An 8,427-nucleotide genomic window follows, 5' to 3' on the forward strand; every position below is an offset into this window, starting at 1 on the left:
CCTGAATTGGTGTAACTTTGCACCCTATATGGAACAAATTTCACCAATTCAGGCATTATTGCAGCAACGCACATTACTCCAGTTGGAGTATTATACCGAGAAAGAAGCCTTCCGCAAGCTTACCGAACAGATGGGCTTGCAGCGGAAGGTGAAACGAGGTGATGCCTGGTTCCCGCTACAGGTGGGAAAGAGCTTTTATAATTCGCTGAACCAGACAGCCATAGAGGTTTTCCGAACCTCTGATCAAGATATCGAGCACAATTTTGAGTTCGGTCGCCCCGTCATGTTCTTTATGGTCAAGAAGATGGGCAAGAATGAGAACCAGGGCAACACAGCCCTCCAGCAGTCAGAAAACCCTTCAGACGCTAATCATAAAGTTCAAAATTCAAATCTCAAAGGTCAAAGTATTAAATATTTCTCCTTTACCGGAACCGTGAGCTATGTAGATGGCGACAGAATGGTGATTACCGTACCCGATTCTGCCCCTCTGCTCGAACTTCAGCAGTCAACCGATCCTATCGGCGTACAGCTATCCTTTGACGAAACCAGCTACAAACTGATGTTCGAGGCCTTGGACCGTGTGATGAAGGCGAAGAACAACCGCCTGGCTTATCTCCGCGATTTATTCTATTCCCATCAGAAGGCAGGAAGATTCTCCTTCGAACCGATGAAGTTCCCTTGGCTCAATCCTACCCAGGAAAGGGCTGTGAACGAGGTGCTTTGGGCGAAGGATGTGGCTATCGTTCACGGACCTCCGGGAACCGGAAAGACAACAACCCTGGTGGAAGCCATCAACGAAACCCTGATGCGAGAGAGTCAGGTGCTGGTGTGTGCACAGAGCAATATGGCGGTAGACTGGATTTCCGAAAAACTGGTGGATAGAGGCATCAACGTGCTACGTATCGGAAACCCTACCCGTGTGAATGACAAGATGCTGGGCTTCACCTACGAGCGCCGTTTCGAGAGTCATCCCGACTATCCGCAGCTTTGGGCTATCCGCAAGGCAATCAGAGAATTAAGGAAAAACAGGAAGAAAGGCAGCGAGAACTATCATCAGAAGATGGATAGGCTGAAGAGTCGTGCCGCCGAAATAGAAATCCGCATCAACAGCGAACTCTTTGGCGAGGCGCGTGTCATCGCCTGTACCCTCGTAGGTTCTGCCCATCATCTGCTGGAAGGCATGAAGTTCGGTACCCTCTTTATCGACGAGGCTGCGCAGGCTTTGGAAGCTGCCTGCTGGATTCCGATGAAGAGAGCCAGCCGGGTGATTCTGGCAGGCGACCATTGTCAGCTGCCGCCTACCGTAAAGAGTATTGCGGCATTAAGAGCCGGACTGGGCAAGACCCTGATGGAGCGCATCGCCGAAAACAAGCCGGAGGTAGTAACCCTGCTGAAAATCCAATACCGCATGAACGACGAAATCATGCGATTCTCCAGCGACTGGTTCTACGGGGGCAAGGTAGAGAGTGCGCCTCAGATCAAATACCGGAGCGTATTGGATTATGACCATCCGATAACGTGGATTGATACTTCAGACAAGGAACCGGCTGATACGATAGAGGAAGGCGAGGATTTGAACTTCAAGGAGCAGTTTGTGGGCGAGAGTTTCGGGCGTATCAACAAGGCAGAAGCCGAGCTAACCCTGCTGACCCTGGCGGAATACTTCACCAAGATAAGCAAACGGCGCGTTTTGGAGGAAAGAATCGATGTAGGCATCATTTCGCCTTACCGTGCCCAGGTACAGTATCTGAAGAAGCTCATCAAGAAATATGAGTTCTTCAAGCCTTACCGCCGCCTGATAAGCGTGAATACGGTGGATGGTTTCCAGGGACAGGAGCGCGATGTGATCCTCATCTCGCTGGTACGTTCCAACGATGAAGGCCAGATCGGATTCCTGAAAGACCTCCGCCGCATGAACGTGGCGATGACGAGAGCCCGAATGAAGCTCATCATCCTGGGCAACAAGGACACGATGACGAAACATCCTTTCTACAAGAAACTGTGGGAGTATGTGGAGGCTATCAACAACAACGAATAAAACAAAGACTATTTTATGCTACAACGAGACTACATACAGCGACTGATTCGCGAGTTTATGGCGGCACTCGAAAGAATGCTCGAAAAGAAAGAGGTGGAGGTGAGACGTGAGAAGATCAGGGAGCTCTACAATCAATACGTAGGTCCTTACGCCTTCTACAGCATCGCCACCATCGAAGACGTGATGAAGGCGATGGCAGGAATCGACGACGAGGAGAAGCGACTCTCCAAGATGGACATGCTTGCCGAACTCTACTATCACGAGGCTGACATGGTGGGACAGCCCGCAAGAGATGAACTTCTGAACAAGGCGTTCATGCTCTTCGATTACGTGGAAGCACACGGAGATACGTTCTCCATTGAGCGCCGCAACAAAATGGCACAAATCAGACAGAAGATAGGAGATGCGCTCAAATAAAATGAGTGCATTCTCCCCCTCTTTCATATTTTTAGGATAACAAAAACTAATCATAAAGTTCAATGGTCAAAACTCAAAGTTCAAAGTCTACTAATGACATGACTGTAGGTTCGCCCATGCGAGCCATCATCAAATTTGCGATTCCACTTATCTTGGGTTACATCCTTCAGCAGATGTATCTCATCATCGATGCCGCCATCGTGGGAAGATGGATTGGCGTGGGGGCTCTTGCGGCAGTAGGCGCATCCAGCTCCATCATGTTTCTCATCATGGGCTTCTGCAACGGTTCCTGTGCCGGTTTTGCCATCCCTATCGCCCAGGCTTTCGGCGCCAGGGATTATGCCAAGATGCGGGCTTACGTAAGCAACAGCATCCGCATCGCCGTGGTGTTTGCCGTGGTCATCACCTTTCTTTCCTGCATCTTCTGCGGAAAGATTCTGCATCTGGTGAATACGCCGAAGGAGGTGTTCGATGACGCCTACATCTTCCTGATGCTGCAGTTTGCGGCGATTCCTTTCACTATCGCCTACAATCTGCTCTCCGGTCAGATCCGCGCTCTGGGCAACTCGAAACAGCCTTTCTATTTCCTCATCACAGCTTCCGTTATCAACATTATTCTAGATGGCATTCTGATTCTCGGTATGGGGTTAGGTGTAGAGGGAGCAGGTATTGCCACTTGGCTTTCACAGGGAATTTCCGTGCTGCTCTGTATCTGGTTTATCAAAAAGAAGATGCAGATTCTGATTCCGAAGGGAGAAGAAAGAAAATTCGATAATAAGAAGATAAGCATTCTGCTGAACAACGGCGTTCCGATGGGTCTGCAGTTCTCGATTACCGCCATTGGTCTCATCATGCTGCAGAGTGCCAACAACGCTCTGGGAACGGTTTATGTGGCTGCATTTACTGCCTCTATGCGCATCAAATATCTCTTTACCTGCGTATTCGAGAACATCGGAGTGGCGATGGCTACCTATTGCGGTCAGAACCTGGGAGCCCGGAAGCTGGATAGAATCGGGCAGGGCGTAAGGGCTTCCATCAGGATGATGCTGGTTTATTTCGTCTTCACCTTCCTGCTCATCTATCCGTTTGCCGATGAGATGATGATACTCTTCGTGGATAAGGGCGAGGCAGAAGTGGTGACTTATGCAGCCCAGTTTATGCGCATCGCCAACTATTTCTATCCTTGTCTGGGCTTGCTTACCATCCTGCGCTACAGCATCCAGGGCTTGGGTTACAGCAATCTCTCGATGATGAGTGGCGTAATGGAAATGATAGCGAGATGCGGTGTGAGTCTCTGGCTGGTGCCTGCCCTGGCATGGACGGGTGTCTGCTTCGGCGACCCTGTGGCGTGGGTCATGGCAGATCTCTTCCTCATTCCCGCCTTCCTGTGGCTTTACAAGCATCTGAAGAAGGAGCAAGTCCGATAGGGTAATTTTGGCGTTTTAAAAATTTGCATTAAAAAATATTCTGCTAAGGGTTAGGAAAATGAAAATTCGATTGTAATATAGGCAAAAGAAAATAAAGTAATGCAAATAAACAAAGAAACGATAGAACAGCTCTTCCGGCAGCATTATCTGAGGATGTACCAATTGGCCAGGGTACTTCTGAAGGACGATGCAGCCAGCAAGGATGTGGTGAGCGAAGTCTTTGCCGATGTGCTCGACGGAAAGACCCAACTGGGTCTTGATAACGAGACAATAGCCAGCAATTCGCCCCTGCCTTCCACTAACGTCGGGAGCTATCTTCTGGTGTGTGTGCGCCATAAATGCCTCAACCTGTTGAGCCGACAGAAGATGAAAGACCGGGTTCATCATCTCCTGAAAGCCGATACTTCGCCTTCGATAACTCCCCTGGAAGCGATGATTGCCGAAATAGACAGGGAGACCGAAAAGTACGAGGCAATTCTGGCTTATATGGATACTGAGCTCACGCCACAAACCCGCAAGGTACTCGATCTCCGCTTTCGGCAGAAACTGAAATATCGGGAGATTGCTACGGAATTGGGCATCAGCGAAGTGGCAGTTTATAAGCATCTGGCGCAAGGCATCAGAAAATTAAAGCAAAAGTTTAACCCTTAGCAGATTTATTATGGACAAGTTTGAAAAAATACTGGATATCATCGACCATCAGGAGAAGTATTCTGATGAGGAGATTCGTGAAATATTGCAGGATGAGGAATGCCGAAAACTCTATCAGACGATGGTGGAAATGGATTCTGCACTTGAAAGCCCCTCTCCTATTATTAATGTAGATGAGGAATGGGAGAAATTCAGCCAGAAACATCAACTTCAGGAAGAAGCAACTCATCCTATAACTTCCTGGCGTAAACTAGCAGCATCCATCGCCGGCTTTGTCTTGATTTCGGGTATTGCCTTTGCCGCAATCCATACTTACATCAAGCGCAGCCAGGAACCAACCCAGGTAACCGCAGATACTCATCCGGAAGTCATAAAATCAGATTCCGCAAAGCAGGTAGCAGTAAAGGATTCCCTGACTCATCCGAAACCAGAAAAGCCAGCCATTCACAAGACTTTCGAGAATGTGGCTTTCGAGCAGATGATTTCAGAGATTGCTTCTTATTATGATTTACAAGTGAAGTTTGAGAATAACGAGGACAAGACCCTCCGCCTCTATTACGAATGGAACAGTCATTCGAGCATCGAAAACATCGTAAAAGAACTGAACCAATTCGAGAATGTAAACATCGAATTGCAACAAAACGAGCTGATTGTGAAATAACAAATAAAAAGCAACATCATTATGAGAAGATTTTCAGCCATCATATTCCTGCTGTGCACGTTCGCCCTGGCGATGAGCGCACAGCACATCCAGCGCAACTATCACGACCGCAGCATGTCGGACGTTCTCATCGACCTCGACAAGGCTTCCAAGCGCTACAAAATCAGTTTCATCTACAACGAACTGGAGGATTTCACAGTTACCCAGAACGTGAAGACAGCCAATATTCCCGATGCCATCCGCAAGGTAATCGGCTTCTATCCAATGCAGATGACCGTGGGCGACAGCCTCATCACGGTAGAATGCATACGCAAGAGCGAGCGCAAGCTGATAGGCAGACTGATAGACAATCACAATCTTCCTGTAGAATTCGCCAATATCCAACTGCTCAACCCGAAGGATTCCTCCTTTCTCTGTGGAGGCGTGAGCAACGCCAATGGCGATTTCGTTATCCCCTGCCAGCAGAAACAGGCCCTCATGAAGGTTTCGTTCGTAGGCTACAAGACGATTTGCAAGCTGGTACCTATTGCCCGCATCGGAAATGTGAGGATGCAGGCGAATTCATACTTGTTGAAAGGTGTGACCGTTGAAGCCGCAAGGGTTGTAGAAAAAGTAGATAGACAAATCATCTTCCCTACAAAAGAGCAGGTGAAAACGGCTTCCAATGGTTATGATCTGTTGGACAACTTGTCTTTGCCTACCATTATCGTAAATCGAGCAGAACGCAAAGTTCAGTCATTAAAGGGCGGAGATGTGCAAATACGCATCAACGATGTCAAGGCTAGCATGCAAGATGTATTGGCTTTGCAGCCGGATGAAGTTACAAAGGTGGAATTCATCAATGTTCCAGGACTCAAATATGGAGACAGCAATCTGGATGCAGTCATCAACTACCAGGTCCGCCGACGTTATGCCGGTTATGTGGGTGGAGTTTCTACGATGCAAGGCACCAAGGCAGGTTTCAATAATAGCGACGGTTATTTCAAATACAATGTGAAGAAATCGGAATTCAGCATCAACTACAGTTTCTCCTATCGCTCGGTAGAGGAACGAAGCTATGAGAGTCTCGGTACTTATCATCTGCCCACAGGAGAAACTCTACATCGCAATTATTTAGGTTATGATTCTCCGTTCCTATACACCACCAATAATGTACAGTTGGGTTATAATCTTAGTGAGCCAGACAAATATACATTGAATGTACGGTTGAATTTCTACAATCACAACAGTCCTGTGAGAGGCATGAACCAGCTTTATCAGGAAAGCGGCAAGGCAAATCAATATCTGCAAAACAACAGAAAAATGCTGGAGCAGATTCCATCTCTGGACATTTATTATTCGCTCAACATGCCCCATGACCAGAACCTGGCTCTGAACCTGGTGGGTACTTACATCGGCACAGATTACCAATATCGTATGAGGGAATATACGTTCAACAAATCGCCGGATGAATCTGTAAAGAACGCTCCGCTGACCGATTACAGTTATGATGCAACTGGTAGAAAGCGCTCTCTTATTGGTGAAGGAACATACAGCAAGAACTGGAAACAGATGGCTTTATCGGTAGGTGGACAATATAATATCAGCCACACAGATAACATCTATGTGGGAAGCAGTAATGCTGATACGGAATTGAAGTACAGCAATCTCTATCTTTTCACCCAGCTACAGGGACAGCAGAAGTGGTTCAGTTATCAGGTGGGAGTTGGCGCAACCAGGTCTTCCATCCATCAGGGGGAGAACGGATACAGCAAATGGCTGTTTCGACCACAGGTAACTTTACAGGCAAAGGCTAGCGACCGTCTGAGTTTTAAATGGAGCAGCAAAATCACATCAGACATCCCAAGCCTTTCCGACTTGAGCGAGTTGCGCCAATATTCCAACAGCTTTGAGGCGCGTGACGGCAATAGCGGTCTGAAGCCATTTACCGGCTACAACAATACCTTGTCGGCTTCCTGGAACATTCCGCTGTTGTCTGTGTACCTGGAGGGAAACTGGACGTATTACGACAAGCCTATAGCTACTTCTATCTTGCCCGAAAAGCGGGAGGATGGCTCTTATCTCTTTGTGAGCAAACCGGAGAATCAGAAGAGTCATGATTACAAGCACCTGCTGTTGACTCCTGAAGTTCACCTCATCAAGGATCATCTGGATTTGAACCTCATGTGCGAGTATCAGAATGTCAAGACAAAGGGTTTGGATTATTCCCACGAGTTCAATTACTTCAGTTATGGAGCAGAAATTCGGTACATGACGGGCAATTGGAACATTGGCTATGGTGCCTATAAGGTGGAAAAGAGTTTTTGGGGAGAAAAGACAAACGGCGGAGAGCCAACCTCCAATCTTGCCGTAACCTACAGTTATAAGAACTGGCAGTTTGGCGTTCTCGGATTATTCGTATTCTATCCTCATGGCTGCGTGTATAAGGATGAACTTTTCAACAAGTATGTGCAGCAGAAGAACAAGGTACGCCTTGCTGACCAGGGCAACATGCTTGTCTTTACTGCCAGCTTCAACTTCAGCCATGGCCGCAGATACCATACAGGCAGCCGTAAGCTGAACAATAGCGATAGAGATAATGGTATCAGATAGAATTATTATATTTTCCTGAAATCACAAATAAGCAAAAGGCTGAACTTCCTAACCCGAAGTTCAGCCTTTTTGCATGTCATCAGTAATCCAAATACACATTTTATCGTTTATAGACGATAAAAATGTATCAATTCTATCGTTTATAGATGACAAGCATCATTTTTAGGGCAATTTTGCGCTGGGACGATTACCCTTCTAAGAGAAGAAAATAATATTTCTAGTTAGGAAAATAAAAATCTCTAACTGGGAAAATATTTAGGATGAAAATGACTCAAAACAGACAGCTGAGACTCACTTTCCGGTTTTTCCGGCTCTAAATCGGGCAATAGTCTCAGTTATCCCGTTTTTACTTGCATTTTTTAGGAGAACATGATTTTGTATTTCAGCAAGGTCTAAATCTACTTTAAAGCAAAAAACAAAGCAATTTTGAGGGTTTGGGAGACCTAAAAAGAATGCTTTTGTAAAATCTTTCGAATAATCTATAGGGCTGAGACCGAAAATGGGAAACCGCGAAACCTTCATAAGTCGTTGCTTTCTAGGGAATTAGATTATCGCCTCTTTTCCTTTTACTTGCTTCCATAGTCTCAGTCTCAGAGTCTCAGTTGTTTTTCAAGCACCCCTCTTCTTCTTATATACTTATA

Annotated in this window: 6 protein-coding genes; all 6 read left to right on the top strand. The window is 46.7% G+C overall.

Going from position 1 to position 8,427, the window contains the following annotated elements; translation table 11 throughout:
* Positions 1-28 precede the first annotated feature (28 nt).
* The 6 genes from DWV53_RS02575 to DWV53_RS02600 all read left to right on the top strand — a co-directional run bounded on the left by DWV53_RS02575 (position 29) and on the right by DWV53_RS02600 (position 7,786).
* Positions 29-2,038 carry an AAA domain-containing protein gene (locus DWV53_RS02575; protein ID WP_118151465.1) on the top strand — a complete coding sequence of 670 codons (2,010 nt, stop codon included), beginning with the start codon at positions 29-31 and terminating at the stop codon, positions 2,036-2,038.
* Positions 2,039-2,053: 15 nt separating this feature from the next.
* A complete protein-coding gene (locus tag DWV53_RS02580) occupies positions 2,054-2,455 on the top strand; it encodes a hypothetical protein (protein WP_118151467.1) in 402 nt (133 codons plus the stop codon).
* A gap of 62 nt (positions 2,456-2,517) precedes the next feature.
* On the top strand, positions 2,518-3,882 hold the full coding sequence (locus DWV53_RS02585; RefSeq protein ID WP_259318894.1) for an MATE family efflux transporter: 1,365 nt from the start codon (positions 2,518-2,520) through the stop codon (positions 3,880-3,882).
* Between the two features lie 99 nt (positions 3,883-3,981).
* Positions 3,982-4,533, top strand: coding sequence for a sigma-70 family RNA polymerase sigma factor (locus tag DWV53_RS02590; RefSeq protein WP_118151468.1), 552 nt, complete (start codon positions 3,982-3,984; stop codon positions 4,531-4,533).
* Between the two features lie 10 nt (positions 4,534-4,543).
* A complete protein-coding gene (locus DWV53_RS02595) occupies positions 4,544-5,194 on the top strand; it encodes a DUF4974 domain-containing protein (protein WP_118151470.1) in 651 nt (216 codons plus the stop codon).
* Between the two features lie 21 nt (positions 5,195-5,215).
* Positions 5,216-7,786 (top strand): TonB-dependent receptor, encoded by a 2,571-nt coding sequence (locus DWV53_RS02600; protein ID WP_118151472.1) that lies wholly within the window; start codon positions 5,216-5,218, stop codon positions 7,784-7,786.
* Positions 7,787-8,427 lie beyond the last annotated feature (641 nt).

It is taken from the genome of Segatella copri (assembly GCF_003465495.1).
Taxonomy (GTDB): Bacteria; Bacteroidota; Bacteroidia; order Bacteroidales; family Bacteroidaceae; genus Prevotella; species Prevotella copri_G.

Coding starts and splice junctions, on each gene's coding strand:
- DWV53_RS02600 (WP_118151472.1), top strand. CDS start 5,216: ATGAGAAGATTTTCAGCCATCATATTCCTGCTGTGCACGTTCGCCCTG.
- DWV53_RS02590 (WP_118151468.1), top strand. CDS start 3,982: ATGCAAATAAACAAAGAAACGATAGAACAGCTCTTCCGGCAGCATTAT.
- DWV53_RS02595 (WP_118151470.1), top strand. CDS start 4,544: ATGGACAAGTTTGAAAAAATACTGGATATCATCGACCATCAGGAGAAG.
- DWV53_RS02575 (WP_118151465.1), top strand. CDS start 29: ATGGAACAAATTTCACCAATTCAGGCATTATTGCAGCAACGCACATTA.
- DWV53_RS02580 (WP_118151467.1), top strand. CDS start 2,054: ATGCTACAACGAGACTACATACAGCGACTGATTCGCGAGTTTATGGCG.
- DWV53_RS02585 (WP_259318894.1), top strand. CDS start 2,518: ATGGTCAAAACTCAAAGTTCAAAGTCTACTAATGACATGACTGTAGGT.